Below are 26,432 nucleotides of genomic sequence, written 5' to 3'. Positions count from 1 at the left end.
ACGACACCTGCGCGGGCCGTCCGCGTCTAGCGGATCCTTCGGCCACCACGTCCGAAATCGGGCACGGCGGCGACCAGCGGTCTCTGGCTTCTGGATGAGAGTACGGGAGCGTGCGGGCGGGAGGCAAATCGCCTCCCGCCCGGTCCGGGCGCCCCCGGGTCAGGACGACGAGCCCTGTGCTTCCCTCAGCAGCGCGGTCAGGTCCGCGGTGTCGGAGGCGGGCGGCGCGGTCTCGGAGAAGGCGACGCCGTAGTCGGAGTAGTACAGCGTCGAGCTGACCGTGCCCTGCGAGGTCTGCATGCGGTCGGCCACCTTCACCGGCAGGTTGTGCGCGTCCACCCACAGGTCGACGGTGCCGGAGGTCACGCCCGCCTGCTTCAGCTGCCGCTGGAGCTGCTCGCGCTCCGCGGCGGTCAGGCCGGAGGCGGTGGAGAGGCTGCCGGTGTTCTCGGTGCCCTCGTAGTGCGTGGCGGCCACCCCGCGCACCGTCTCGGTGCCGACCCGGTGCAACGTGCCGGAGGCCAGGGCTAGCTGGACGTTGTGGACGGGGTTGTCGTTCTGCATCAGCTGCTGCATGGCCGCGCCGGAGCCGGCGCCCATGATCTTGGCGAGATCGGCGTAGGAGTACTTCACCCAGTGCTTGCCGTCCAGTTGCGCCGAGGCGGCGTCGCCCAGGTTCGCGTAGGCGGCGTCCGGCAGATAGCGGACCGCCATCGAGCCGGGCAGGGCCTTGCTGACCGCACCGCCGATGTGGCTCATGGTCATGTCGCCGGTCAGGCCGTGCGCCCAGGCCAGCCTGCCGGTGACGGACATCGACTCGGTGCTCCCCATCGAGACGTCACCGTCCACCTTCGCGGAGTCCGCGTCACCGGTGGCCTTCACGACCTGGCGCAACGCGGTCAGGTCGTCCGCCGACGCCGTGTTCCCCGCTTGCGACGTGGCCTTGCCGGTGCCCGTGGCGTGACCGGCCTTGGCGTCGCCACCGCAGGCCGAGACGGCGCCCAGGGCGGCGACCACCGCCGTGGCCGCCGCGATACGGCGTATCGCGCTCGCGTGCTTCATGTGCCCCTCCCCCATGCTGCCCCCGTGCCGGTAGGTCGCCTCGACGCTAACCCATGCGAAAGGGGCCCGGGGAAGACCCCGGGCCCCTTTCAGCGATCCGCGTTCGAAGAACCGGACGTCAGACCGTGCGTCAGACCGACGCCGGGTCCTCCTCGGTGAGGAGGTTGCGCGTGCGGTTCGGGTCGACCGGGATGCCGGGGCCCATGGTGGTGCTGATCGCGGTCTTCTTGATGTAGCGGCCCTTGGCGGCGGACGGCTTCAGACGCAGCACCTCGTCCAGCGCGGCGGCGTAGTTCTCGACGAGCTGCTGCTCGCCGAAGGACGCCTTGCCGATGATGAAGTGCAGGTTCGAGTGCTTGTCGACGCGGAACTCGATCTTGCCGCCCTTGATCTCGGTCACGGCCTTGGCCACGTCCGGGGTCACGGTGCCGGTCTTCGGGTTCGGCATCAGACCACGCGGACCGAGCACGCGGCCCAGGCGGCCGACCTTGCCCATGAGGTCCGGGGTGGCGACGACGGCGTCGAAGTCCAGGCGGCCCTTGGCCACCTCGTCGATCAGTTCGTCGGAGCCGACGATGTCGGCGCCCGCGGCTTCCGCGGCCGCAGCACGGTCACCGGTCGCGAAGACCAGGACCCGGGCGGTCTTGCCGGTGCCGTGCGGAAGGTTCACGGTGCCGCGGACCATCTGGTCGGCCTTGCGCGGGTCGACACCCAGGCGCATGGCGACCTCGACGGTCGAGTCGAACTTGGTCGAGGCGGTCTCCTTGGCGAGACGGACGGCCTCGAGCGGGGCGTACAGACGCTCCCGGTCGATCTTGGCGTCCGCAGCGCGGAGGTTCTTGCTGCGCTTCACTGCTGCTCCTGTGGGAGTGGTTCGGAGTCGTGGTGCGGGCCAGCGCCTGGCCCTGCCACGGAAAGGTCTGGCGGGTGTGCGCCGGGGCTCAGCCCTCGACCGTGACGCCCATGGAACGGGCGGTGCCGGCGATGATCTTCTCGGCGGCGTCCAGGTCGTTGGCGTTCAGGTCGGGCATCTTGGTGGTGGCGATCTCCCGCACCTGGTCGCGGGTGATCTTCGCGACCTTCTTCACGTGCGGCTCACCGGAGCCCTTGTCCACGCCCGCGGCCTTCAGGATGAGCTTCGCGGCCGGCGGGGTCTTGGTGATGAAGGTGAAGGAACGGTCCTCGTAGACCGTGATCTCCACCGGCACGACCATGCCACGCTGCGACTCGGTCGCGGCGTTGTAGGCCTTGCAGAACTCCATGATGTTGACGCCGTGCTGACCGAGCGCCGGACCGACCGGCGGCGCCGGGTTGGCCGCGCCGGCCTGGATCTGGAGCTTGATAAGCCCAGTGACCTTCTTCTTCTTGGGAGGCATGTGCTCTCTCTCCGGGTCCTGTGTCGAGAGTGTTTTTGCCTGCGAGCAGGCATACCGCACCACGATAACGGGTATCGGGGCGCGGCCTGAAACCGCGCAGGTCAGACCGGCTCCGGGAAGAGCCTGCCTGACCTGGGCGGAAACTGCTGGGGAAGGCCTCGAAGAACCGTCAGTTCTTCTGGATCTGGTCGAAGGACAGCTCGACCGGGGTCTCCCGGCCGAAGATCTCGACCAGGCCCTTGACCTTCTTGGAGTCGGCGTTGATCTCGTTGATCGTCGCCTGGAGGGTGGCGAACGGGCCGTCCGTCACCGTCACCGAGTCGCCCACCTCGAAGTCCAGCACCTGGACCTCGACCTTGCGCTTCGGCGCCACGGCCTCGCCGCCCTCGGTGGCGGCCGCGGCCTGCTCCTCGACCTCCGGGGCGAGCATCTTGACGATCTCGTCCAGGGTCAGCGGGTACGGGTCGTAGGCGTTGCCGACGAAGCCGGTGACGCCCGGGGTGTTGCGGACCACGCCCCAGGACTCGTTGGTCAGGTCCATGCGGACCAGCACGTAGCCGGGGAGCTTGTTCTGGCGGACGGTGCGGCGGTCGCCGTTCTTGATCTGGACGACCTCTTCCTGCGGCACCTCGGCCTGGTAGATGTAGTCCTCGACGTTGAGCGAGACCGCGCGCTGCTCCAGGTTGGCCTTCACCCGGTTCTCGTAGCCCGCGTAGGTGTGGATGACGTACCACTCGCCGGGGAGGGTGCGCAGCTCCTCGCGGAAGGCGGCGACCGGGTCGGCGGCGGGCTGGGCCTCGGCTTCCTCGGTGGCGGGTTCCTCGGTGGCGGCTTCCTCGCCCTCGGCGGGCTCTTCGCCTTCTTCGGCCTCGTGGACGGCGGCCTGTTCGGCCGGCTCGTCCGCGTCGGTGTCGGCAGCCGCGTCCGCCTCGTCGGCCGGGCCGGCGTCGGCCGCCTCGACGATGTCCGCGTCGGTGTCGTCGCCCTCGACCTCGGCCGTGGCGGCCGTCGCCGCAGCCTCGTCGGCCGCGTCGGCCTCGAGGGGCTGGTCGGCGTCGTACAGGTTCGGGTCAGACACGATGGCTGCTTCTTCCTGACTTTTCTAAGGGTTGAACGGGCGGACGGGCGCCACTGGGACGCCCGCCTCGCGGATCATCAGCCGAAGACGTACTTCACGAGGTTGGTGAATCCGTAGTCGACCAGGGTCACGATACCGATCATGACGGCTACGAAGACAATCACAACGGTGGTGTACGACATCAGGTCGCTGCGCGTGGGCCAGACGACCTTGCGAAGTTCCGCGATGATCTGCCGGTAGAACAGACCCATCCTCGCGAACGGGCCCTTCTTGCCGCGCTTGCCGCCGCGCTTCTTCTTCGCCTTCGAGTCGAGGAGCTCATCCGCCTCGTCCTCGGGACGACCACTTTCAGGCGTCGCGGTGGAGCCCAGGGCTTCCGTCACTCGTCCTCACCTGAATCCGGGTCGTGAGCCGCGCGCCCTGCCCGGTCGCACGGCGGTGCATCTACTACAAACGTACGCGTGCACGCATCACGTGACCAATGCGTGTAGCAGGGCCGGAGGGACTTGAACCCCCAACCGCTGGTTTTGGAGACCAGTGCTCTACCAATTGAGCTACGACCCTTTGTCTTCCCCAACGTATCGCATCCAATGCGTCGCACTGGGTGCGCAGCACGGATCGCCTCGCCGGGGACCACGAGGGATGAGTGTACGGGTTCGGGGGCCGGGCGTCGAACGACATCCGCCGAAGCGGGTCGCGCGGGCCCTGGGCGGGCCCGCGCGCCGGATGCCGCTGCCCCGGCCTGCCCCGGCGGGGCAGGCCGGGGCAGCGGCGCCTCGGGCTTGGGATGACGGCGCTCGGGGCGCGGGGCGGCGGCCCTTTGGGACGCGGGGCGGCGGCCCGCCCCGGCAGGAGGGCGGTGGCACCTCGGGGGCCGGGGAGGCGGCACCTCAGGGCTGAGGGCGGCGGCGCTCGGGGCGCGGGGCGGCGGCACTTTGGGCCGGGGCGGTGGCGCCTCGGGGGCGGGCTGGTCGCACGTGGAGGGGACGGGTCGGCGGCTCGCCCAGGGCGCGCGGCCGTGCGTCGGGAGGCGGGGCGGGAAGCGCGTCGGGGACGCCGCGGCCGTGCGTCGGGAGGCGGGGCGGGGGCACGTCGGGGGCGCCGCGGCGCACGTCGGGGGGCGGGGTGCTCACTCGTTGGGGTCCGACCCGTGAAACCGCTTCGCGGGCCGCGTGGCCGGTCTGCGACGATGGCAGTCATGACCGCAGCTACTCCCCCCGTTCAGTCCCCCACCGACCGACGGGTCTCGGCCCGTGTCGGGTCGATCTCCGAGTCCGCGACGCTCGCCGTTGACGCCAAGGCGAAGGCGCTCAAGGCCGCCGGACGCCCGGTCATCGGCTTCGGCGCCGGCGAGCCGGACTTCCCGACGCCGGACTACATCGTCGACGCCGCCGTCGAGGCCTGCCGCACCCCGCGCTTCCACCGCTACACCCCGGCCGGCGGCCTGCCCGAGCTGAAGCAGGCCATCGCCGACAAGACCCTGCGCGACTCCGGCTACCGGGTCGACCCGTCGCAGGTGCTCGTGACCAACGGCGGCAAGCAGGCGATCTACGAGGCGTTCGCCGCCATCCTCGACCCGGGCGACGAGGTCATCGTCCCGGCGCCGTACTGGACCACCTATCCGGAGTCGATCCGGCTGGCCGGCGGCGTGCCGGTCGAGGTGGTCGCCGACGAGACCACCGGCTACCGGGTCTCCGTCGAGCAGCTGGAGGCGGCGCGCACCGAGCACACCAAGGTGCTGCTGTTCGTATCGCCGTCCAACCCGACCGGCGCGGTCTACAGCCGCGAGCAGGTCGAGGAGATCGGCCGCTGGGCGGCGGACAAGGGCCTGTGGGTCCTGACCGACGAGATCTACGAGCACCTGGTCTACGGCGACGCCGAGTTCGTCTCGCTGCCGGTGGTCGTGCCCGAGCTGGCCGACAAGTGCATCGTGGTCAACGGTGTCGCCAAGACCTACGCCATGACCGGCTGGCGGGTGGGCTGGGTCATCGGCCCGAAGGACGTGGTGAAGGCGGCCACCAACCTCCAGTCGCACGCCACCTCCAACGTCTCCAACGTCGCCCAGGCCGCGGCCCTCGCCGCGGTCTCCGGCGACCTGACCGCGGTCGCCGAGATGCGCGAGGCGTTCGACCGCCGCCGGCGCACGATGGTGCGGATGCTGAGCGAGATCGACGGCGTCCTGTGCCCGGAGCCGGAGGGCGCGTTCTACGCGTACCCGTCGGTCAAGGCGCTGCTGGGCAAGGAGATCCGCGGCAGGCGGCCGCAGAACTCGGTGGAGCTGGCCGCGCTGATCCTGGAGGAGGCGGAGGTCGCCGTGGTCCCGGGTGAGGCCTTCGGCACCCCCGGCTACCTGCGGCTGTCGTACGCGCTGGGCGACGAGGACCTGGTCGAGGGCGTCTCGCGCATCCAGAAGCTGCTGGGCGAGGCGCGCGACTGACGCGCGGCGTGGTGCCAGGGCCGGGCGGGTGTCCTCGGACGCCCGCCCGGCCCCTTTTCGGGCGTCTTCCTCTTTCGGGGAAACGGCTACCGCTCGGCGGAACCGTTACGGCAGGATCTGGGAATGGCGCGCGACCTCACCCTGCTCCCCAAAGCCCATCTCCACCTGCACTTCACCGGCTCGATGCGGCCCTCCACCCTGCTGGAGCTGGCCGGCAAGTACGGCGTGCACCTGCCGGAGGCGCTGACCTCGGGCGAGCCGCCGAAGCTGCGGGCGACCGACGAGCGCGGCTGGTTCCGCTTCCAGCGGCTGTACGACATCGCGCGCTCGGTGCTGCGCTCCCCCGAGGACATCCGGCGGCTGGTGCGCGAGAGCGCCGAGGAGGACGTGCGCGCGGGATCGGGGTGGCTGGAGATCCAGGTCGACCCGACGTCGTACGCGCCGCGCCTGGGCGGTCTGATCCCGGCGCTGGAGATCATCCTGGACGCGGTGGAGTCCGCCTCCCGTGAGACCGGCCTCGGCATCGCGGTCGTGGTGGCCGCCAACCGCACCAAGCACCCGCTGGACGCCCGCACGCTGGCCCGGCTCGCGGTGCGCCACGCCGACCGGGGGGTGGTCGGCTTCGGGCTGTCGAACGACGAACGCCGGGGCCTGGCCCGGGACTTCGACCGGGCCTTCGCGATCGCCCGGGAGGGCGGGTTGCTGGCCGCTCCGCACGGCGGCGAGTTGTCCGGGGCGCACAGCGTCCGCGACTGCCTGGACGACCTGCACGCGGGCCGGATCGGGCACGGGGTGCGGGCGGCGGAGGACCCGGCGCTGCTGGCCCGGCTGGCGGACGCGGGCGTCACCTGCGAGGTCTGCCCGGCGTCCAACGTGGCGCTCGGGGTCTACGACAAGCCCGAGGACGTGCCGCTGCGCACGCTGTTCGCGGCCGGGGTGCCGATGGCGCTGGGCGCCGACGACCCGCTGCTGTTCGGCTCGCGACTGGCGGCGCAGTACCAACTGGCGCGCGACGCCCACGGGTTCACCGACGAGGAACTGGCAGAGCTGGCCCGGCAGTCGGTGCGCGGCTCACGCGCTCCGGAACAGGTGCGGCGCAGCCTGCTGGCGGGGATCGACGACTGGCTGGCGCTGCCCGCCTGAACCGCCGCGCCCCCGCGCGCTCAGATGCCGGTGGCGTACAGCGGGCCGGGGCCCGGCGGCTGCTGGGGCGGCGGCCAGGTCCCGTCGTCGGCCGGCCCGCGCTGCGCCGGGATGGCGGCGGTCACGTTCCGGCGGCCGCCCCGCCCGCGGCGCGTCCTGCGGTCCGGCCACAGCAGTACGTACGCCGCCGACCCCACGGCGAACGCGAGCCGGATGAGGCCGCGCGTGGAGTCGGACGGCACGATCAGCGCGCTGCCGTACAGCGAGATCAACGCGATCCAGCTCACCCACGGCACGAGCCTGCGCTGTCCGATGGCGTCCCAGATCAGCGTGCCGAGCAGCACGGAGGCGTTGTAGTACGTGTAGACGCTGGGGTCGAGCACGATGCGGGCGTCGGCGGCGAGCAGCACGACGGCCGGCCAGCGTCCCCGGTGCACCGCCAGCGCGCCGAGGCCGAGTCCGAGCGCCATCTGCGCGGGCCGGTCCCACCAGGGCGTCACGGGGTCGTTGGCGCCGAACCAGCGCAGCGAGGAGGCGGGCTGGTTGGGGATGGTGAAGTGGGCGGCGGCCACCGTGTTGATGTGGGTCAGGTAGAACGGCAGCCAGGCCACCGCGACCAGGCCGACCACCCAGGCGCCGGACCGCAGCCAGGTGGGTCTCGGCAGGGCCAGCAGCAGGGGCAGGAAGGCCACCGCCCAGGGTTTGGAGTCCACGGCCAGCGCCAGGAAGACGCCGACCGCGACGGCCCGCCCGCGGACCAGCGCCCGTACCGCGAGCGTGGTGAAGAACAGCGCCATCACGTCGTCGAGGTGGGCGAAGCGCACCGACACCTCGACCCACATGGGGATGAAGGCGAGTCCGGCGATGAGCACGCGCTGCTGGAGGCGCTTGTGGTTGACGCCGGTGCCCAGGTAGTAGTCGGCGGCGGCGCGGCCGATCAGGACCAGCATGTACATCCCGAGACCGGACATGGTGGCCTCGGCGAGCCGCTCGCCGACGGCGGCCGGGAACGGCGCGAACAGCCCGGCGGTAAGGAAGCTGACCGGGCCGATCTGGAGTTCGGGGTGGTTGGCGTACAGGGCCAGCCCGCCACCGCCGACCTGGCCGAAGAGCAGTTGCTCGCCCTGCTTGAGGTAGTGCCAGGAGACCCCGCCGTGCCGGCCCGCGATGCAGAACCAGCAGATCGTCCACAGCGTCAGCAGCGCGTGGTGCCAGCGCACCGGCCAGCGGCCGATGCGTCCGACGTGCGCTGCCGAGGGCGGCCCCGAGGCATCCGCCGAGTCCGTGCCCGGGTACGCGTTCCCCGTGTTGCGCACGAGTCGTCCTCCCCAATCTGCCCGCCGGTCGGCGTACGGAATGAGAATCTCATGAACGTTTTCAGGAGATCCTTCGGGCAGAAAGAGGCGGGAACGGCCGTCAGAGTTGCGCGCCGACCATCACCGGCTCGTTGACGAGGGTGATGCCGAACGCCGCGTGCACCCCGTCGCGCACCTCCCGGGCAAGCGCGAGGAGGTCCTCGGTCTTGGCCGCACCGCGGTTGGTGAGCGCGAGGGTGTGCTTGGTGGAGATCCGCGCGGGCCCGTCACCGTACCCCTTGGTGAAGCCCGCCTTGTCGATCAGCCAGGCGGCGGAGGTCTTCACCAGGCCGTCCCCGGCCGGCCAGGAGGGCGGCTCGACGCCGGCGCCGAGGCGGGCCCGGGCGCGGTCCAGGAAGGCGTCGAACTCACGTTCGGGGACGATCGGGTTGGTGAAGAAGGACCCCGCGGACCACGTGTCGTGGTCCTCCGGATCGAGCACCATGCCCTTTCCGGCCCGCAACCGCAGCACGGTCTCGCGCGCGAGGGCGGCGTCGACGCGCTCGCCCACGGCGACGCCGAGCGTGCGGGCGACCTCGGCGTACTTCACCGGGGCCGACAGCCCGCCCGCGTCCTCCAGGCGGTAGCGCACGCGCAGGACGACGTAGCGGCCCGGCTCCCGCTTGAAGCGGCTGTCGCGGTAGGCGAAGGCGCAGGCGGCGTTGGACAGGGTGACGGTCTCGCGGGCGGCGCGGTCGTAGGCGATCACCTCGGTGATCGTCGAGGCGACCTCCTGGCCGTACGCGCCGACGTTCTGGATCGGCGTGGCACCGGCCGAGCCCGGGATGCCGGCCAGGCACTCGACGCCGCCGAGCCCCGCTTCGACGGTACGGGCGACGGCGTCGCTCCAGACCTCACCGGCGGCCAGTTCCAGGGCGGTGCCGTCCAGCGTGAAGCCGCGGGTGGCGATGCGCAGCGCGGTCCCGTCGAAGCCGTCGTCGCCGACCACGAGGTTGCTGCCGCCGCCGATCACCAGCAGCGGCGTGCCGTCGTCGTCGGCCTCCCGCACGGTGGCCACGACCTCGTCGTCCGTCGTGGCGGTGACCAGCCGCGCGGCGGGGCCGCCGAGGCGGAAGGTGGTGAGCGGAGCGAGGGGGGCGTCCTGAAGTACCTGCACGCGGACAGCCTACGGGGGCTGGGGGCGGGGGCCGTTCTGCGGAGTGCTACGTCTGCGCCGCTGCGCGGCTTGAGGGGGCGGAGGCGGGGTGCCCACGGTGCTGCGCACCTGCCTTGGACACCCGGTCGCTGCGCGACCGGCGAGACGGGAGGGAAACCGGCCCGCTGCGCAACCCGGGGAGACATAGGGGTCCCGGATCAGTTGTCTCACCGTTGTCCCCGACAAGCATCTAGCGGTGACAACTCGTTGCCGGAGACAAGGGGGAAGCAACTAATCCGCGACCCCTCCGCCCTCCCGGGAGCCAATCGGATCCCGTGGGCCACCCTGGGCGCGCAGCAACCAGGGATCAAAGGCAGGTGCGCAGCACCGTGGGCACCCCGCCTCCGCCCTCTCAAGCCGCGCAGCGGCGCAGACGTAGCACTCCGCCCTCCAGAGTGCGCAGCACCCTGGCCACCCTGCCCCCGCCAAGCCCCGCAGCGGCGCAGACGCAACCCTCCGCACACCAGGTGCGTAGCACTCTGGCCCCCCTCCCCTCTCAAGCCGCTCAGGGGCGCGGACGACACTCCGCACAAAGGGCGGGGCGCGAAAGCGCCCCGCCCACACAAACCGGCAAGCCGCCTCAGGCGAGTACCTTCTCCGGTCGCCGCTCCCCCGCTCCCTCCTCCGCGACCACCCGCGAGCGGCGCGGAATCAGCACGGCCGCTGCCGCGCCCAGGGCGACGGCGCCCGCTCCCGCCCACAGGGCGGGCCGCAGGCCGTCGACGAAGGACTGGCCCGAGGTGTAGCCGCCGGTGTGGGCGAAGACCGAGGACAGGACCGCCACGCCGAGCGCTCCGCCGACCTCCCGCAGGGCGTTGTTGGCGCCGGAGGCGATGCCCTGTTCCTCGGGGGCGACGCTGCTCATGACCACGTTGGAGCTGGGCGCGAAGAACATCGCCATGCCCATGCCACTGATGGCCAGCGCAGGGACCTGCGCCGCGTACGAGACGTGGACCGTGCTGATCGCCGCGAAGATCGCCAGTCCCGCCGCCTGGAGGGCGAGGCCGAGGGCGATGACCGGGCGCCCGCCGATCCGGTCGGAGACCGCGCCGGCGATCGGTGCGACGATCAGCGGCATCGCGGTCCACGGCAGCATCCGCAGGCCCGCCTCGACCGGGCTGTAGCCCTGCACGCTCTGCAGGAACTGGCTGAGCAGGAAGATCGAGCCGAACATGCCGAGGAACATCAGCAGGCTCGCCGAGTTGATCGCGCTGAACGCCCGGCCGCGGAACAGCCGCATCGGCAGCATCGGGTTGGCGGCCCGCAGTTCGTAGGCGACGAAGGCGGCCAGCAGCAGCGGGCCCGCGATCAGGCCGGTGAGCACCGGCGCGGCGGTCCAGCCGTCGGAGTTGCCGCGCACCAGCGCGTAGACGATGCCGAACAGTCCGGCGCTGACCAGCGCGGTGCCGGGGATGTCGATGCGCGGGTTGGGGCCGCGGCTCTCGTTCAGCCGCAGCCGGGCGAACGGCAGCAGGAGCAGGCCGATGGGCACGTTCAGCCAGAAGATCCACTGCCAGGAGAAGTGCTCGGTCAGGGTGCCGCCGATCAGCGGGCCGCTGGCGACCGCGAGGCCGTTGACCGCCCCCCAGATGCCGAAGGCCATGCCCCGGCGTTCCGCGGGCACCGCCGCGGACAGCAGGGTGAGGGTGAGCGGCATCATCACGGCCGCGCCGGCGCCCTGGACGGCTCGTGCGGTGATCAGTTCGCCCATCCCGGAGGAGAGCGCGGCGCCCGCGGAGGCGAGGGTGAAGACGGTGAGTCCCGCGGTGAACATCCGGCGGCGGCCGAACCGGTCGCCGAGCGCCGCGCCGAACATCAGCAGGACGGCGAAGGTGAGCGTGTACGCGCTGACCGTCCACTCCAGGTCCGTCAGCGCGCCCCCGAGGTCCTTGCGGATCGACGGCAGCGCGGTGGTGACCACCAGGTTGTCCAGGGCCGCCATGAATCCGGCGACGCTGGTCACGATCAGGGCCCAGACGACCGTGGAGCGGCCCGACGGGGCGGTTCTGGCTTCGGGTATCGGCTTCGGCATGGCTCCCCCTGCAGAGTCATAATTAGTTAGCGGTCACTAAGTTTTCCGGCCATACGCGCACCCCCTCCTCGGAAGGGGAACGGTTCACATGACGGTGGCGGTGCCGCTCTCGGCGGCGCCGGCCGTCGAAGGCGTGAGTCCGGCGGCGGTCTTGCAGCCCTCCAGGCCGTTCCAGCAGCGGTCCTCGGCGGGGATGCCGAGGGAGACGAGGGTGTTGATGAGCATCCCGGTCCCGAAGAACCCGGCCATCTCCTCGTCGGTGGCGCCACTGCGACTGCGGACGACGTCCCACAGGTCGCTCCAGCGCCGCCGGATGAACTCCGTCAGCTGGGGGTTCTCCGCCGAGGCCGCGGCCACGTACAGCTGCATCTGGAGCAGCAGCACGTCGCGGTCGAGGATGAGCCGGGCGTACCCCTCGCCCATCGCCTCCCGCGCCTCTTCACCGCGCAGCCCCTCGGCGGCGTTCTCCATCATCTCCTCGATGATCTCGAAGCACCGCTCGGCCGCCGCCCGGAAGAGCGCCTGCTTTCCGGGGAAGAGACGGAAGAGGTAGGGCTGGGAGACCCCCGCCCGGCGGGCGATCGCCTCGGTGGAGGTGCCGTGGTAGCCGGTCCTGGCGAACTCGGCGAACGCGGCACGCACGACGCTCTCGCGCCGCTCCTCCGCCGACATCCTTGGGGAGTTCGCCGCCATGAGGCCTAAGTTAGTAATCAATTACTACCTTGTCAAGGCGGCCCCCCGCCGGGAAGGACGGGGAGGGGGCGGGCCCGCGCGCCCTCCCGCGCGGGCCTCGCCGTCACGCCAGCCGGACCACCGCGCGGGACATGCCCAGCACCTTCTGGCCGGCCGACGTCACCGTCAGGTCGACGCGGACGGTGCGCGCCTCGTCGTCCAGCTTGGCCGCGACCTTGCCGGTGACCTCGATCAGGGCGCCCTTGTCGTCGTCGGGGACCACGACCGGCTTGGTGAAGCGCACCCCGTACTCGACGACCGCGGCCGGGTCGCCCGCCCAGGCGGTGACCACGCGGGCCGCGGACGCCATGGTGAACATGCCGTGCGCGATCACGTCCGGCAGCCCGACCTCGCGGGCGAACCGCTCGTTCCAGTGAATGGGGTTGAAGTCGCCTGACGCGCCCGCGTAGCGCACCAGCGTCGCCCGGCTCACGGGCACGGACAGCGGCGGCAGTTCGGTGCCGACCTCGACCTCGTCGTACGTCAACCTGGCGGCCATCTCACTCACCCTCCGCGGCACGTACCACGAGCATCATCATCGACGTCACGACGTGCGCGCCGTCCGCGTCGGACACCTCACCGCGCACGGTGATCAGGTCGTTGCCCGCCATCGACTTGATCGACTCGATGCTCACGGTCACCGACAGCAGGTCGCCGGCCGTGACCGGGCGCGTGTACGTGAACTTCTGGTCACCGTGCACGACCCGGCTGAAGTCCAGCTTCAGCTCCGGGTCCTGGACCACCTGGGCGGCGGCCCGGTAGGTGATGGCGAACGGGAAGGTCGGCGGCGCGATCACGTCCGGGTGGCCGAGCGCCCGAGCGGCCTCGGGGTCGAGGTACGCGGGGTCGGTCTCACCGATCGCCTCGGCGAACTCGCGGATCTTCTCGCGGCCCACCTCGTACGGCGTGGTGGGCGGGTACGTACGCCCGACGAAGGACGGGTCGAGCGGCATCGGCGCCTCCAGTTGACGTTGCGTGGCCGGTCTCGGCCGGACGGCCCGGCGTCGGCGCACGCGGCGTACCTTCGGGCCGGGCGTGACGGGGGCGTACGAAGCCTACGGAACGCACGAAGGCCGCCCCTGCTGAGGGGCGGCCTTCGGCTGCGTTCTGGAATGCGCGCGCGGCGCGCTCTCGTACCGCTGGGTGGGCTCGGGGCCCAGGGTCAGCGGGTCTCGCGGTGCGCGGTGTGCGCGTTGCAGCGGGGGCAGTGCTTCTTCATCTCAAGACGGTCCGGGTCGTTGCGCCGGTTCTTCTTGGTGATGTAGTTCCGCTCCTTGCACTCCACGCAGGCCAGCGTGATCTTCGGGCGGACGTCGGTGGCAGCCACGTGAGTGCTCCTTGACGGACAGACGGGTGAACGCAGGAAAGAGTAGCCGATCGAAGGACCGATCCCACAATCGGCTACACGGAGTAGCGGTGACCGGACTTGAACCGGTGACACAGCGATTATGAGCCGCTTGCTCTACCGACTGAGCTACACCGCCTTGATGAGCGAAAACCCCGTCCACGAACGATGGAGGACGAGGTTCCCGTCACATCAGAGCCCCAATACGGAATCGAACCGTAGACCTTCTCCTTACCATGGAGACGCTCTACCGACTGAGCTATTGGGGCGAGCGAGGAAGACATTACACGCTCCGCGTCGATACGTGAAATCCGTTCCGGGGCCGCCGGGACCGGCCGTGCGGGAACGTTCCCCTGGGGTGTACGGGGCGTGCGGCCTCGGCTTCCAGGGGGTGACCGGGTCCAGCCCGGAGTGGGGTTCGCCACCTGACGCCCGCCGGTCCTCCGCCCCTCCTTGTCACTGACCGTCATCGGCATCCCGGCTCCGCCCCGGGCCGCCGACAGGGCCCGGTACGACTATTGCTCTCCTGCGCGAAGCCTCAGCCCGCTCGCCCTACGCTCGTTCCCGCGTGATCTTGCGCGGCGACCGCCGACGGCCCGGACCGGAGGAGCGCGATGACCGAGAGTGTGCCCCCGCAGCCGCATCAACCGGACCGTCCCGACGCCCACGGCGAGCTGGACGCCCCGGCCCTGCTGCTGACCGGCGCGCGGCTCGGCGACGGCCGGGTGGTGGACGTACGGCTCGGCGGCGGCCGGATCGAGGCGGTGGGCACCGCGGGCAGCCTCACCACCGCGGACGAGCCGAACGCCCGCGTCGACCTCGGCGGCTACCTGCTGCTGCCGGCGCCCGCGGAACCGCACGCCCACCTCGACTCGGCGCTCACCGCCGGGCCCGACGGCCCGCCCAGCGACGCCCCCGAGGAGGTGCAGCGCCGGGTCACCGAGGCCGCGTTGCTCCAACTCGGACACGGCGCCACCGCCGTGCGCACCCATGTCCGGATCGGCGACGTGCAGGGACTGGCCACCCTGGAGGCGGTGCTGAAGGCACGGCGCTCGCTGCGCGGCCTGGTGGAGCTGACCGCGGTCGCCATGCCCCGGCTGCTGACCGGCGTGGCGGGCGCGGACGGGCTGGCGATGCTGCGCGACGCGGTCAAGATGGGTGCGGCCGTGGTCGGCGGCGTCCCGGACCTGGACCCGGACCCGACCGGTTACGTGGAGGCCGTGCTGGGCGTCGCGGCGGAGGCCGGGCGCCCGGTCGACCTGCACACCGACGGCGGCGACCCGGCGCGGCTCGCCCGGCTGGCGGCGATGGCCGGCGGTCTGCGCCCCGGTGTGACGATCTCACCGTGCGGCCGGCTCGCCGCGCTGCCCCCCGACACCCGGCAGCGCGTCGCCCACCAACTCGCCGCGGCGGGCGTGTCGGTGGTCTGCCTGCCACAGGGCGGCTGCGGGGCGCTGGACCGCGGCGGGCCCGGGGCGGGTGTCTTCCGGACGCTGCGCGCGGCGGGGGTCCGGGTGGCGGCGGGATGCGGTGCGCTGCGGGACGCGGCGAACCCGGTCGGCCGCGGCGATCCGCTGGAGGCGGCCTTCCTGCTGGCGTCGTACGGCGAGTGCGGCGCGCGGACCGCGTACGAGGCGGTGGCCGGGCGGGCCCGGGAGGTGCTGGGGCTGCCGGAGGTCCGGGTGGAGGCGGGCTTCCCGGCCGAACTGCTCGCGGTGCGCGGGCAGCGCGTGGACGGCGTGCTGTCCCTGGGCTACAGCCGCATCGTCATCCACCGCGGCCGGGTGATCTCCCGCACCAGCGCGGTGCGCGAGTACGCCGACTGCGCCACGACCGCGGCGCTCGACCTGCCCCGGCAGTCGCGCAGCGGAGGCGCCCCGGCCTGAGGGCCCGCGCCGCAGGACGCTGTGCGGGCGCGCCGCCGTGCCCTGCCGTGTCCTGAAGCGTCGCCGCAGGAGGACCGCCGCGTCCGCGTCAGGCCGCCGCGGCCTTGACCGCCTCGATCACGGGGACCGGACCGCCGATCAGCTCCAGCGTGCGGCCCGCCGTGCCGGGCTCGGCGAGCAGCGCGGCCAGCACGGCCGCCACGTCGTCCCTCGGCACCGAGCCGCGTCCGGTGTGCTCGGCCAGAGCGACGAAGCCGGTGCCCGCGTCATCGGTGAGCGCGCCGGGGCGCAGCACCGTCCAGTCCAGTCCCGGCCTCGCCTTGATGTCCTCGTCGGCCGCCCGCTTGGCCCGCAGGTACTCGGCGAAGACCGGGTCGGTGCCGGGCGGCGGCTCGCTGTCGGCGCCCATCGAGGAGACGATCACGTAGCGGCGTACTCCGGCCCGCTCGGCCGCGTCGGCGAACAGCACCGCCGCCGCGTGGTCCACCGTCCTCTTGCGGTCGACGCCGCTGCCGGGGCCCGCGCCCGCCGCGAAGACCACGGCGTCGGCGCCGCGCAGATGGCCGGCGACCTCGTCCACCGACGCCCGCTCCAGGTCGCAGACGATCGGCTCGGCACCCCGCTCGCGCAGGTCGGCCGCCTGCTCCGGGCGGCGGATCAGGCCTGCCACCTCGTCACCGCGCGTGCTCAGCAGCGTCTCCAGCCGCAGCGCGATCTTTCCGTGTCCTCCGGCGATCACCGTACGCATGGTTACGACCGTACGCCCGAGCACCGACAAGCGCCGCCGGAACGGCCGATCCAGCGCGCCCGCGCGATCCAGGGGCCGGCCGTCATGTGTGAGCCATGACCCGTAAGCGTGAAGAAGAACACGGAAGGGCCACACCGCGGCCATTTCCGGCCTCGCGTCCGGTTTCCGTTGCGCCGTGCGCCGCGGGTAATGGTCCGCACCCCCGCGTCTAAAGACCACCTCCAGGCGGTTAAAGCGTTGCTATCGGCACGATGAGAAATTCCTTCAAAAACCCTTACCCTTCCGCCGATCGGCGCGATCCCCCCTCTCGCGTGCCGAAGACTGCGGGGCATGGCAACAACCGTCCTCACCCCGACCGTCCCCGCCAGCGCCGATCGCCGCGCGCCGTGGAGATCGCCGGCGGGCCAGCCGGCCTACGCGAGACCCGCGCTGCTGGTCATCGTCGCGTGCGCGGCCGTGCTCTACGCGTGGGGCATCAATCACAGCCAGTACCACTCGTTCTACGCCAACGCCGTGCGCAGCATGACGACGAGCTGGAAGGCGTTCTTCTACGGCTCATTCGATCCCGGTAATTCCATCACCCTGGATAAACTCCCCGGATTCCTCTGGCCGCAAGCGATTTCCGCTCGCGTCTTCGGCTTTCACCCGTGGGCGGTGACGCTGCCGCAGGTCCTCGAAGGCGTGGCGAGCCTCCTCGTGCTGTACCGCGTCGTACGGCGCTGGGCCGGGGTGAACGCGGCGCTGATCGCCTCGGCGGCCTTCCTCGTGACGCCGGTCGCCGCGGGCTTGTTCCGCACCGCCGTCGAGGACCCGGCGTTCACTCTCTGTGTCCTGCTCGCCGCATCCGCCACCCAGCGGGCCGCCGCCTCGGGACGGCTGCGGCCACTGCTGCTCGCGGGGGTCTGGGTGGGGCTCGGCTTCCAGGCCAAGATGCTGGAGGCGTGGGCGGTGCTGCCCGCGCTGGCCGTGGTCTACCTGATGGCGGCGCCGGTCTCGCGGCGCAAGCGGATCGGGCACGTGCTGCTGGCCGGGCTGGTGACGATCGCCGTCTCGGTCTCCTGGATGCTCGCCGTGACGCTGACGCCGGCCAAGGACCGGCCCTACGTGGACGGCACGACGGACAACTCCGTCTTCAGCATGGTCGTCGGCTACAACTTCCTGAACCGCTTCTCCTCGCTCGGCATCAGCGCCGCCTCCACGGGCAGCGTCAGCGCGACGCAGGGCGGCTTCGGCGGGCACGGGGGCTCGGCCCCGTCGCACTCCGGAACGGGCGCGGGTGCCGCGTCCGGCACGGGGTCGGCCTCCGGCGCGGGCTCCCACGCGGGTGCCGGTGCCGTCTCCGGCTTCGGTGGCTGGGGTGGCGGTGGTGGCGGCGGGCACGGTCGGACACACCGCGCCGGCGGCACAGGCCCGGGCGGCGCCTTCGCGGGTCGCGGCGGCGCGCAGGGCTCCGGGGGGCAGGCCTTCGGCGGACAGGGTTCCGCCGGCCAGGGTTTCGCCGGCCAGGACTCCGGTGCGGCGGGCGGTTCGGTGCGGGCCGGTGGCGGCGCGACCGCCACGGCCGCCCATCGCGGCGGGGGCGGCGGCTTCGGCGGCGGGCAGCAGGGCTGGGCGAAGATGTTCGGCACGTCGCTGGCCACCCAGACCGGCTGGCTGTACCCGATCGGCGCGATCGCGGTGATCTGCGGCCTGCTCTGGCGGCGCCGCAAGCCGCGCACCGACCTGGTGCGCGCCGGGTTCGCGATGTGGGGCCTGTGGCTGGCCACGTACTTCCTGGTGTTCAGCGCGGGCAGCGTCGGCGGTCACACGTACTACATGGGCGTGGTCGCGGTCCCGCTCGCCGCACTCACCGGCGGCGGCGTCGTCCAGCTCTGGCGCGCCTACCGGGCGGGCGGCCGCCGCGCCTGGGCGCTGCCCGCGGCGGTGGCGGCGACGGTGACATGGGGCGCGTACCTGACCTCGCAGTTCACCTCGTTCCTGCCCTGGCTGGCCCCCGTCGAGATCGGGCTCGGGGTGCTGGCGGTCGTGCTGCTGGCGCTGGCCAGGCCCGGGGGCCGGATCACCGCGCGCGGCCGGATCGCGCTGGCGGGGCTGCTCGCGGGCCTGGCGGCGATGCTGATCGCGCCGTCGGCGTGGGCGGCGCAGGTCTTCGACCCGACGTACGGGCGGATGAGCATGATGGGGTCGGTCGGACCGACGACGCCGGGTGCGCAGGGCGGCCGCGGGTTCGGCGGATTCCGTGGCACGGCGCCTCCCGTTGCCGCGCACGGCTCCCCCGGCGGGGCGGAGCGCGCGGGGGGTGCGGGTCGTGGCGGCGGCATGGCCGGCGGGTTCGGCTTCGGTTCGGGTTCCGGCACGCTGACCGCCTCGCAGAAGCAGCTGCTCTCGTACGTCGGCGCTCACCGTGGCAAGGCCAAGTACGTCTTCGCGACGACGAGTTGGAGCACGGCGTCGCCGTTCATACTGGCCACCGGCGCCGACGTCCTGCCGCTGGGCGGCTTCACCGGCAAGGTGCCGTCGCCGTCACTCTCCCAGTTCCAGCAGATGGTGACGTCGGGTCAGGTCGAGTACGTGCTGGCGGGCGGAACCCGCGGCGGCATGGGCGGGTTCGGAGGATTCGGCGGCTTCGGCGGCGGGTCCGGGACGACCAGCGCCGCGCAGCAGATCTCCAACTGGGCCACGTCCTCCTGCACGGCCGTCCCGGTCAAGGACTACGGCGGTACGGCGGGCGGACAGCGGTTGTACGACTGCTCGCGCCGGCACTGAGCGGCACGAACCGGCGCCGATCGGCACGAACCGGCGCTGATCGGGCGCGGCGCGGCGCGGCGCGGCGCGGCGCGGCTCGACACTGAACCGTTCGGCGCCGTCCGGCGGTGGCCGGGAGCGACCCGTCCGGCTCCATCCGGCATCGCTTCGGCACGCACGTCAGCAGCGCGCCACGACCCTCCCTCGCGGGCCGTGGCGCGCTGCTGTGCACGGTGGAGGCCGGCCCCCGCCGACCGGTCAGGGCGGCGGCCGTCCGTCACTCAACCATTGATCAACAGCTGATCAGTGGTTGATCAACAGTTGATCAACAGTTGATCAACTGTTGATCAACGGTGCCCCCAGGTCTTCACCGACTCGACCTTGCCGTACTTGTCGCGCAGGGTGGCGGTGTCGTGCCGCTTGCTGAACACGTAGCTGCGCGAACCCTGGTAGAGATCGCGCGCGGTGTTGCGGCCCCAGCCGGTGTGGACCACGACGGACTGGTGCGCCCGCAGGGTCACGTAGCCGAAGCGGTAGGTGTGCCGCAGGGCCGTGTCGGAGAGGGTCCACCCCTTGAGGTTGACGGACGTCCGGCCCTCGTTGGTGATGGTGACCGTCTCGGCGTCCAGGCTCCTGGCCGAACGGCTGCTGCCGGGCCCCTCGGCCTGCACCTTGGTGATCGCCACCGCGGTGCGCGGAGCGGGGACGTGCGGGGCGTGCGGGGCGGCGACGGCCGGCAGGGCCACGGAGGCTGCGATCGCGGTGGCGGCCGCGGTGGTCACGGCGAGGCGGAGTGACAGTCGGGACATAACGTGAGACCCCCTTGGGCGGGCACAGCCTCGCGGCGGTGCCAAATGGTGCGAAATCCCGGCGTGTTGCCGAGGACCCTCACTCTGTCGTGCCGAACGCCCGGATGTTGAAGGTTGGATGGCCGCGTTACACAACACGGACATATGCACAACCCGGTCAAGCGGAGCACGCGCGCCCCGGCGTGCGAACCGCCCCGCGCAACACCGCGTACACGGACCCTTGGGCGGCAAGGCGAGCAGGTCACCGGGGGTGCCGCCACGGGTTGCCGGGACCGCGGAACGGCGTTCTGGGAGACCCACAGGTAACCCACAGAGGTCCGCCCCGCGCTCCCCGGGTCACTCGGGGCCGGAGATGTCGCGGCCGGTCGTCCGTACGCCGAGGGGGGTACGCGGGAAGCCGCCCGCCATACGACGACGTGAGGGCGCCGCCCGATGAGGATGAAGGAACGTCAACGACCCACCCCACCATCCTCTCGGCCAAGGAGGCTGTCCCGTGACCGCGCGGACATCGCCCGGCGAACGTCGGGCACCGGACCCGGCGAGGACACCGCGGCGCGGCGGGAGCGCGGCCAGGACCGCGATCGGCCGCGCCCGAGGTCGTCACCGCACTCTGCTGATCGCCATCTGCGTGGCGCTGATCCTGGCCGCGATCGGCGACGAGGCGACCGGTTACGACGGGCCAGGGCCGTTCTTCGACCTGTCGCTCGCCGCGCTGGTGGTGCTGGTGTGGTGGCGGTTCGTCCCGCCGCTCGTCATCGCCATGTGCGCGTTCTTCGTCGTCGGCGGGCTCGTCACGCCTACGTCCGCGTCCCGCCTGGTCGAGCCGGGCCAGGTGCTGGACTTCACCGCCGGCTGGCTCCAGGTGCTCGGGTTCGTCGCCGCCGCCGTCCTCGCGGCGCTCTCGGCGTTCCCGGCGTTGTCGGCGTTTCCGGCACGGGCCGCCCGGCGCCGCGCGTCCCGTTGACCCCCGGCCCACTTGTGAAGGGATCGCATCATGCTTCGTACGCTTCAGCCGCTTCGGCACAGCCGCGGCACTCTCGTCTCGCTGGGCGGCCTGCTCTTCGGCGTCCTGGGCCTGGTCGTCCAGTGGTTCGCGAATCCGGCCAAGTTCGGCGGCTTCCCGCCGGGCATCCTGTTCCTCGTCGCGTTCGGCCTGCTGACGGCGGTCACCGTGCGGTGGTGGTGGCATCCGGTCTTCGCGGTGTTCATCGCGTTCTGGATCGTCGGTGTCGGTGGCCTGGCCGGCCAGCTGACGCCCAACCTCACCTCGCACAACCTGGGCACGGTGACGGGCAACGTCATCATGACCACCGGCCTCGCGGTCACCTTCGTCGTGGGCATCCTCAGCATGATCACCGCCCGGCGCACCCGCCGGACCGCCGGCGGTGCGCCCCTCAGAGCCCGCCGGCGGTGACGGCCGGCCGCACGGGAGGCGTGCGGACCGGCGGGGGCTCGGGCGCCCGAAGAGGTTCGCGCGCCCGACCACTCGATGTCAGCCCGGCGGGTCGTCCCGGCGCGGACTGCGCTCGACCGGGTCCGCCTCCTGCCGGGTCAGGCGGAGCAGGCCGGCACCCTGCCGGTGTTGCGCATCCAGCGTGCGGGGGTCCAGGCGAGCCGCCCCCCGATGCGGTCGCGCAGCTCATACCAGATCCTGTTGCCGTCGACCGTTTCGCCGACCACCTCGCAGTGCAGGCCGACCTCCGCACCGTAGTGCAGGAAAGCGAGACGCTGCGAACCGACAAGGGTGTGCGCATACGCGTAGGTCCCGTGCTCGGCGACCACCGTGCCGTACGGCTGCGGCGGGGCCGCGAGCGCGGGAGACGCGGTCATCAGTGAGCCGGCCAGTGCCATCGTCGCCGCGGCGACGATGGCGAAGCGGCGGCTGGAGCGGAACGTCATTGAGAAGACCTCCTCTGATGAGGACAGGACGTGGATGCGTCCTGAGACAACACCCCCAACGAAGCGCTGCGACCGCGGTGTTGCCGAAGCGCCCGGATGGCCCAGCGCAAGGCGCGTTCAACGGCCCGCCGCGAGCGACCCGTGCGCCCGGCCGCGCCCTCGACGTCGCGCTCATCCCGGGCCGGCACCGGGCAGGCGGCCCCCGGGGGGGCGCAAGACGTTGGCGCGCCTCGTTCCGCCCGATCCGCAGGACTCGCTGAAGGGCCCGCCGGAGGACACATGGCGCAGGGGGACGCCTCGGCACGGGGGAGGCCTCCCGCCTGCGGCACGTACCCACTCCCGGACCAACGAGAAGACCCCGTGCGGCCTGCTGTTCAAGCAGGCCGCACGGGGTCTTGTCGTCCGTGTGGCGGCGCCAGGGTTCGAACCTGGGTAGGCTGAGCCGGCAGATTTACAGTCTGCCCTTGTTCTCCCCTCGCGACTGCTGATGACCTGTAAAAACAGTAGGTCTGGCGTCGAAGTTGCCTCTGATCGTCCACGCCTCGTCCAGAGCGGCCCGCCTCGCCAGTACGCCGGGCCGCTCCCCAGCCACGCTCTTTGGCCCCACACAGACAACAACGGCACCGGTCACCGCGCTACGACGGCTGCCCTTGCCCGATACATGCACAGCCGGGATCATGTGCCAGTCGGCGGACGCATGCTCAGGGGAGGGGCGCGTGATTCCTGAGTGGGGGGACGACGGGTTTCTACGGCCCGGCAGGTACAGGCTCAGCCCGGAGAATGCTGAGAAACTGCTGGTCAAGGACCTGATCTTCAAAGACTCGGAGACCAGGGCTCGACTCTGGACCGGCCTTGAGAGCTACCTCAGCCGTTTCTTTGAGCTCGAAGAACGTCACCGTGAGGACGTGGGCGACGTCTCCTTGGTCCATGCCATCTGGCTGGGCGGGAGCTACGTCAGCACGAAGGTGAACCCCCAGAACATCGATCTCACAGTCTTGATCGATGACCGAGCGGCTTCGGCCATGAAGGGACTCCCCGGAAGTCGTTGGCTACTCTCCGCGTTCAATCGGGAGGCCCGGCTGGACGAGTTCGGAGTGTCACCACTTCCCGTGCGTTACAGGCCGATCGTCTCCGTCTTCCGCGCCGAGCGTTTGGATGCGGAGGATCAGGCGTACCTTCGGGAGAGAGGGGCGTGGGATGACTGGTGGCAGCGCTGTCGGACCTCTGGGGTAGACAAGAGTGAGCCCACCATCGAGAGTGCGGCACCACGGCGCGGCTACCTGGAGGTGACCCTATGAGCACGAGCTGGCGTGAACGTGCTCTAGAGCGTAACCGCGAGTCAAACAGCCGATACTTCGCTGAACTGGCAGACCCCCCATCCAGCGACGACGCATATGAAGAGGAGTTGCGGCGACATTGGCTGGAAGCGGCCCGCCACTACGACCCCCAGGCCACCCTTTCGGAAGAGCTGATAGTCCGACTACGAGGCGAAGTGGCCGAACGAGGAGTGCTGGATTTTCGCGTCGGTGATGCACTCCTTAAACCCCTCCGCGATGGGGTTGCCGCTGCGGCACGGAAAGACGTGGAATTGGAGCTAACTGGCCTGTCTCACGGAAGTACGGTGTTGCACGTCCGCCCCAAGGTTGAGAATAGCGAAGAGGAAGGCGGCCTAGGCAGGGTTGATTCTTCGCCTGCGGACCCCGCAATGCGCGACCTGCTTAAGCTTGTCAACGCAGTCGAAAATGAGCAGGACGTACGTCAATGGGAACGCATAATCCCTGGCCTGGACGGCGTCGTAGAAGCCCTAGATAAATTCGATCTGTCCATGGAAATGCGCTGGCACAGCGTGGACGGCACCGTTCGATCCTCCAACCTTTCGAGTCGCGGCAAGAGTTACGTGCGCAGCCTGCGTGAACTAATGACTTATCGATCCCGCCTAGCGGTCGCGGGCACGATCACGGAACTCCGCATGTCGGGCGTCGTGAAGGTTAAAACCGGTACCACCCGTCAATCTAAAGCATATGATGTACACATCGAACCCGATAACTTGATGGAAATGCACCTTGAACTTGGGATGCCGGTTTCCTTCCTCATTGAAGTCGTAAAGAAGAAGGATCAGCTTGGGCGAGAACGCTCGACGGAGTACCGGTTTGTCCGCGTTGCAGAGTCACAGGATGGACTATTCGAGACCTGAGTCTGGAGCGAGATGGTCACGCCACACACGTCACCTGTGAGTTGCGGGCGGATTTTCGCTAAATTCGGCGCGATACGTCAGTCTCCTCCTACCCATCCTCATCCCCACAGTGGCTGTGCCTGTCGGCTGTGGGGATGAGTTGGCACGGCCACTACTTCCTACCAGCAGGCTCGAATGTGGGGACGTCTGTCGTTCACGCATCGACTGGGGGAAGCGTGATTTATCCTCGCTACGCTGGTACGCACCGCAGTGGAACGGAGAGAGCCCCGCGGATGGGACCGAAGACGACCAAGGTCTACGAGACGCTTCACGCACGGCTCACTGCTGGCGTGTACACCGCCGGGGACAAGTTCCCCTCAGAGCGCACGCTCGTCGAAGAGCTGGGCATCGGCCGGACAGCGCTTCGGCAAGTTCTCGCGCGCCTCGTCTCCGAGGGCGCGCTGGAGGTACGTGGACGGAGCTCGTACCGGGTGCCGGGTGCGGTGAGCGTCGAGCGGCCGGAAGGACTGAAGCCGTGGCGCATCCATGGCGAGCGCGACCTATACGACAACCGGTGGGTCAAGCTTCAGCTCTGGGACGTAGAGCCGCCCGGCATGGAGCCGTTTGAGCACCACGTGGTGAAGCTCCACCGCGTGGCCGTGACTGCCGTTCTGGACGATCAGGACCGCGTGCTCATGATGTGGCGGTACCGATTCGTGCCGCAGCAATTCGGCTGGGAGCTCCCCGGCGGCATCGTCGAGGACGGGGAGGACACGACAGAGACGGCGATACGCGAGGTCGTCGAGGAAACCGGGTGGCGGCCAAAGTCGCTAGAGCACGTGGTGACCTATCAGCCCATGGTGGGCATGGTCGACTCGCCTCACGAGATCTTCGTAGGCCACGGCGCCGAGAAGGTCGGTTCACCGACAGACTTGGAAGAGGCCGGCCACATTGAATGGATACCCCTGGCTGACATTCCAGGGCTCATGGCCCGCGGTGAGCTGATGGGGTCCGGCACCCTCGTTGCCCTGCTACACATCTTGGCAAGCCGACGTGCGCAGGGGGTCACAGTCGCGCGCTGAGTAGGTCGATGCGACGGCGCTGCCGCACCGAACCCGTGCGGTTCGCGAGTAGTCGCGCCTGCCGCAAGTGGGTGTTCGCGTCGTCGTACTCGGCCCGCGTCAGGTGCGCATGGGCCAGATCCGCGTGGATTCCAGCGCGTGCGCGGACAAAGGTTGGGTCTGCAACTTCGAGGGCGCGGTACAGGCTGGTCACCGCGTCATCGTCGCCCAGCAGGCTTAACACGTTGCCGCACCATCGGGCCAGATGGGCGTCGTTCAGGAAGATGCTCAACATGTCCGGGTCTCGGTCCTCAGGGCCCGAAGGAACCTTGCCCATGGCCGCATCGAGTGCCCGCCTAGACTCGTCTGGCATGTTGGCATGCGCACACAGCTCTGCCTCAGCGGCGTAGAGCCACGCCCAAAGCCGCGGCGATCCGTTCCGCCCGAGAACTCGTTGTGCGTCACGAATCAGCTCAAGCCCGAGGGCCGGCCGGCCAGCCTCGCACAGCACGTACGCCTGCTCTCCCATGGCATGGGCGAGGTACATCGGTGCCTCAGCGTCGCGCGCCGCCCGCTTCGCGAGTTCGTATTGGCGCCATGCCCGTTCGACCGCTCCCGCGTCGATGGCCTGCCACGCGGCCAGTGTCGACGCGCCAGCGAGCGCAAGCGCCACCGGGCGACGCGCACTCGGCAGTACGGCGAAGCTCAATGCGTCTTCCAGGGCGGAAAGATGCCCCGTCATCTGATCGATGAGGAGTGCCGCGCCCCTCTCGCGGTCCATTGTGCGGAGTAGCTCCGTCTGACCGTTGAACGCCTTCACCATGGACTCACTAATGCTGCTGGCCGAGTCGATCCGACTGAGCAAGTCGCTGTATCCGTCGGCCATCGGAAGCGCTGCCATGACTGGCGCGCCCCGCAACTCCGCGTCAGTAACGCCGAGGAGTTGCCGCAGGATCGTCGCGTAGTGCTCCGAGATCTTGCGCTTGCCGTTCTCCCATTCCGACACGTACACCCGCAAACTCGCATTCGAGGCAACGTCGGTGACGTGCTGGCGGGCGTAGCGCTCGATCTCGCGAACCAGTCGCTCCTGAGACCAGCCGCGCGCCGTCCGCGCACTTCGAAGTCCCGTGCTCACAGACCACCGTCCGGCGATCGATCCCCAACTGACCTTCTCAGCATGCCCCACATAGCCGCAGGTCAACAGGGCTTAACAGGACGAGAGTTAAGCCCTGTTGGCTACCGAACCCCCTGCTCGTACCGGTCTCCTGGGATTGCACCGAGGCGGCTAACCACCACCCGAATGAGCGAGGGGCTTGACTCTGGTGCGCACCAGATGCTTACCTTCTGGTGCGCACCAGATGGTAGATCGCCTTCCTTTCACGGTGCGGAGCAGAT

25 protein-coding genes and 4 tRNA genes are annotated in these 26,432 nt (G+C 70.7%); 9 read left to right on the top strand and 20 right to left on the bottom strand.

Going from position 1 to position 26,432, the window contains the following annotated elements:
* Nucleotides 1-159: 159 nt before the first annotated feature.
* The 6 genes from CK485_RS16295 to CK485_RS16270 form a co-directional block, all read right to left on the bottom strand.
* On the bottom strand, nucleotides 160-1,062 hold the full coding sequence (locus CK485_RS16295) for a hypothetical protein (RefSeq protein ID WP_109451279.1): 903 nt from the start codon (nucleotides 1,060-1,062) through the stop codon (nucleotides 160-162).
* 130 nt (nucleotides 1,063-1,192) lie between these two features.
* Nucleotides 1,193-1,915, bottom strand: coding sequence for a 50S ribosomal protein L1 (gene rplA, locus CK485_RS16290; RefSeq protein ID WP_109451277.1), 723 nt, complete (start codon nucleotides 1,913-1,915; stop codon nucleotides 1,193-1,195).
* Between the two features lie 88 nt (nucleotides 1,916-2,003).
* A complete protein-coding gene (gene rplK, locus CK485_RS16285) occupies nucleotides 2,004-2,438 on the bottom strand; it encodes a 50S ribosomal protein L11 (protein ID WP_109451275.1) in 435 nt (144 codons plus the stop codon).
* A 169-nt stretch (nucleotides 2,439-2,607) separates the two neighbouring features.
* Entirely contained in the window at nucleotides 2,608-3,516 is a 909-nt protein-coding gene (gene nusG, locus CK485_RS16280; protein WP_109451274.1) for a transcription termination/antitermination protein NusG, read from the bottom strand.
* Nucleotides 3,517-3,593: 77 nt separating this feature from the next.
* Nucleotides 3,594-3,899: a preprotein translocase subunit SecE gene (gene secE, locus CK485_RS16275; RefSeq protein WP_109451272.1), complete on the bottom strand. Its 306-nt coding sequence runs from the start codon at nucleotides 3,897-3,899 to the stop codon at nucleotides 3,594-3,596.
* A gap of 108 nt (nucleotides 3,900-4,007) precedes the next feature.
* A tRNA-Trp gene (locus tag CK485_RS16270) sits at nucleotides 4,008-4,080 on the bottom strand.
* A gap of 634 nt (nucleotides 4,081-4,714) precedes the next feature.
* Between CK485_RS16270 and CK485_RS16265 the strand changes: the two genes are divergently transcribed.
* Nucleotides 4,715-5,953: a pyridoxal phosphate-dependent aminotransferase gene (locus tag CK485_RS16265; RefSeq protein ID WP_109451270.1), complete on the top strand. Its 1,239-nt coding sequence runs from the start codon at nucleotides 4,715-4,717 to the stop codon at nucleotides 5,951-5,953.
* 123 nt (nucleotides 5,954-6,076) lie between these two features.
* Entirely contained in the window at nucleotides 6,077-7,096 is a 1,020-nt protein-coding gene (locus CK485_RS16260; RefSeq protein WP_109451268.1) for an adenosine deaminase, read from the top strand.
* Between the two features lie 20 nt (nucleotides 7,097-7,116).
* On the opposite strand, the gene CK485_RS16255 is transcribed toward CK485_RS16260, so the two are convergent.
* The 9 genes from CK485_RS16255 to CK485_RS16215 all read right to left on the bottom strand — a co-directional run bounded on the left by CK485_RS16255 (nucleotide 7,117) and on the right by CK485_RS16215 (nucleotide 13,985).
* Nucleotides 7,117-8,298, bottom strand: coding sequence for a hypothetical protein (locus tag CK485_RS16255; RefSeq protein ID WP_241968468.1), 1,182 nt, complete (start codon nucleotides 8,296-8,298; stop codon nucleotides 7,117-7,119).
* Nucleotides 8,299-8,512: 214 nt separating this feature from the next.
* Nucleotides 8,513-9,568, bottom strand: coding sequence for a UDP-N-acetylmuramate dehydrogenase (locus tag CK485_RS16250; RefSeq protein WP_109451266.1), 1,056 nt, complete (start codon nucleotides 9,566-9,568; stop codon nucleotides 8,513-8,515).
* A gap of 619 nt (nucleotides 9,569-10,187) precedes the next feature.
* Nucleotides 10,188-11,639 (bottom strand): MFS transporter, encoded by a 1,452-nt coding sequence (locus CK485_RS16245; RefSeq protein WP_109451264.1) that lies wholly within the window; start codon nucleotides 11,637-11,639, stop codon nucleotides 10,188-10,190.
* 84 nt (nucleotides 11,640-11,723) lie between these two features.
* Entirely contained in the window at nucleotides 11,724-12,332 is a 609-nt protein-coding gene (locus CK485_RS16240) for a TetR/AcrR family transcriptional regulator (RefSeq protein WP_241968367.1), read from the bottom strand.
* Nucleotides 12,333-12,435: 103 nt separating this feature from the next.
* Nucleotides 12,436-12,870, bottom strand: a complete 435-nt coding sequence (locus tag CK485_RS16235) for a MaoC family dehydratase (protein WP_109451261.1) — start codon at nucleotides 12,868-12,870, stop codon at nucleotides 12,436-12,438.
* Between the two features lies 1 nt (nucleotide 12,871).
* Entirely contained in the window at nucleotides 12,872-13,324 is a 453-nt protein-coding gene (locus tag CK485_RS16230) for a MaoC family dehydratase N-terminal domain-containing protein (RefSeq protein WP_109451259.1), read from the bottom strand.
* Nucleotides 13,325-13,533: 209 nt separating this feature from the next.
* A complete protein-coding gene (rpmG, locus tag CK485_RS16225) occupies nucleotides 13,534-13,698 on the bottom strand; it encodes a 50S ribosomal protein L33 (RefSeq protein ID WP_004571794.1) in 165 nt (54 codons plus the stop codon).
* An 84-nt stretch (nucleotides 13,699-13,782) separates the two neighbouring features.
* A tRNA-Met gene (locus CK485_RS16220) sits at nucleotides 13,783-13,855 on the bottom strand.
* A gap of 57 nt (nucleotides 13,856-13,912) precedes the next feature.
* A tRNA-Thr gene (locus CK485_RS16215) sits at nucleotides 13,913-13,985 on the bottom strand.
* Between the two features lie 345 nt (nucleotides 13,986-14,330).
* On the opposite strand from CK485_RS16215, the gene CK485_RS16210 reads away from it, so the two are divergent.
* Nucleotides 14,331-15,602: an amidohydrolase family protein gene (locus CK485_RS16210; RefSeq protein ID WP_109451257.1), complete on the top strand. Its 1,272-nt coding sequence runs from the start codon at nucleotides 14,331-14,333 to the stop codon at nucleotides 15,600-15,602.
* An 88-nt stretch (nucleotides 15,603-15,690) separates the two neighbouring features.
* Here CK485_RS16210 and CK485_RS16205 read toward each other — a convergent pair whose 3' ends face one another.
* Nucleotides 15,691-16,350 carry an SDR family oxidoreductase gene (locus CK485_RS16205; protein ID WP_109451255.1) on the bottom strand — a complete coding sequence of 220 codons (660 nt, stop codon included), beginning with the start codon at nucleotides 16,348-16,350 and terminating at the stop codon, nucleotides 15,691-15,693.
* Nucleotides 16,351-16,680: 330 nt separating this feature from the next.
* On the opposite strand from CK485_RS16205, the gene CK485_RS16200 reads away from it, so the two are divergent.
* Nucleotides 16,681-19,116, top strand: coding sequence for a glycosyltransferase family 39 protein (locus tag CK485_RS16200; RefSeq protein ID WP_109451253.1), 2,436 nt, complete (start codon nucleotides 16,681-16,683; stop codon nucleotides 19,114-19,116).
* A 326-nt stretch (nucleotides 19,117-19,442) separates the two neighbouring features.
* On the opposite strand, the gene CK485_RS16195 is transcribed toward CK485_RS16200, so the two are convergent.
* Entirely contained in the window at nucleotides 19,443-19,904 is a 462-nt protein-coding gene (locus tag CK485_RS16195; protein WP_109451251.1) for a lamin tail domain-containing protein, read from the bottom strand.
* Between the two features lie 493 nt (nucleotides 19,905-20,397).
* Here CK485_RS16195 and CK485_RS16190 point away from each other — a divergent pair, with 493 nt between their 5' ends.
* Both CK485_RS16190 and CK485_RS16185 read left to right on the top strand, forming a co-directional pair.
* Nucleotides 20,398-20,868, top strand: a complete 471-nt coding sequence (locus tag CK485_RS16190; protein ID WP_199239366.1) for a hypothetical protein — start codon at nucleotides 20,398-20,400, stop codon at nucleotides 20,866-20,868.
* Nucleotides 20,869-20,898: 30 nt separating this feature from the next.
* Nucleotides 20,899-21,318 (top strand): hypothetical protein, encoded by a 420-nt coding sequence (locus tag CK485_RS16185; RefSeq protein WP_109451249.1) that lies wholly within the window; start codon nucleotides 20,899-20,901, stop codon nucleotides 21,316-21,318.
* A 137-nt stretch (nucleotides 21,319-21,455) separates the two neighbouring features.
* On the opposite strand, the gene CK485_RS16180 is transcribed toward CK485_RS16185, so the two are convergent.
* Nucleotides 21,456-21,803: a hypothetical protein gene (locus CK485_RS16180; RefSeq protein ID WP_109451247.1), complete on the bottom strand. Its 348-nt coding sequence runs from the start codon at nucleotides 21,801-21,803 to the stop codon at nucleotides 21,456-21,458.
* A gap of 407 nt (nucleotides 21,804-22,210) precedes the next feature.
* Nucleotides 22,211-22,285, bottom strand: a tRNA-OTHER gene (locus tag CK485_RS28790).
* Nucleotides 22,286-22,519: 234 nt separating this feature from the next.
* Between CK485_RS28790 and CK485_RS16175 the strand changes: the two genes are divergently transcribed.
* The 3 genes from CK485_RS16175 (at nucleotide 22,520) to CK485_RS16165 (ending at nucleotide 25,058) form a co-directional block, all read left to right on the top strand.
* The gene (locus CK485_RS16175; protein ID WP_109451245.1) at nucleotides 22,520-23,101 is read left to right on the top strand and encodes a hypothetical protein; all 582 of its coding nucleotides are present in this window, start codon (nucleotides 22,520-22,522) and stop codon (nucleotides 23,099-23,101) included.
* Nucleotides 23,098-23,997, top strand: a complete 900-nt coding sequence (locus CK485_RS16170) for a hypothetical protein (protein WP_109451237.1) — start codon at nucleotides 23,098-23,100, stop codon at nucleotides 23,995-23,997. The genes CK485_RS16175 and CK485_RS16170 overlap by 4 nt, the downstream gene beginning before the upstream one ends.
* A 272-nt stretch (nucleotides 23,998-24,269) precedes the next feature.
* Entirely contained in the window at nucleotides 24,270-25,058 is a 789-nt protein-coding gene (locus CK485_RS16165; RefSeq protein WP_109451235.1) for an NUDIX domain-containing protein, read from the top strand.
* On the opposite strand, the gene CK485_RS16160 is transcribed toward CK485_RS16165, so the two are convergent.
* Nucleotides 25,042-26,049, bottom strand: coding sequence for a regulator (locus tag CK485_RS16160; RefSeq protein WP_109453082.1), 1,008 nt, complete (start codon nucleotides 26,047-26,049; stop codon nucleotides 25,042-25,044). The two genes, CK485_RS16165 and CK485_RS16160, sit on opposite strands and share 17 nt — an antisense overlap.
* Between the last annotated feature and the right edge of the window lie 383 nt (nucleotides 26,050-26,432).

The organism is Streptomyces sp. ICBB 8177 (assembly GCF_003144095.1).
Taxonomy (GTDB): domain Bacteria; phylum Actinomycetota; class Actinomycetes; order Streptomycetales; family Streptomycetaceae; genus Streptantibioticus_D.
This window is presented reverse-complemented; position numbering and strand designations above follow the sequence as displayed.